Source organism: Bacillus sp. SIMBA_005 (genome assembly GCF_046535585.1).
Classification (GTDB): Bacteria; Bacillota; Bacilli; order Bacillales; family Bacillaceae; genus Bacillus; species Bacillus pumilus.
The window spans coordinates 1-253 of record NZ_JAWRWI010000790.1 but is presented as its reverse complement, the minus strand read 5'-3'; the positions used below and the strand labels follow the sequence as shown (position 1 = coordinate 253).

1 protein-coding gene is annotated in these 253 nt (G+C 75.5%); it reads left to right on the top strand.

Annotated elements, in window-relative coordinates:
* Positions 1-253: SIS domain-containing protein (locus SB660_RS22230; protein WP_410584630.1), on the top strand; the 253-nt coding region annotated here is incomplete at both ends.

Below are 253 nucleotides of genomic sequence, written 5' to 3'. Positions count from 1 at the left end.
CTGCGCAACACAGAGGCCGCGCGCGAGGCCGGGGCGCGCATCGTCGCCCTGGTCAACGTCGAAGCGTCCCCGCTCGCGCAGCTGGCCGATGTCGTGCTGCCGCTCGGCGCCGGCCCGGAGCGCAGCGTTGCGGCGACCAAGAGCTATCTGGCGTCGCTGTCGGCCCTGCTGCAGCTGACCGCCGTGTGGCGGCGCGCGGACAGCGGCGATGGTGCGCTGGCCGATGCCCTGCCCGCGCTGCCGGACGCGATGC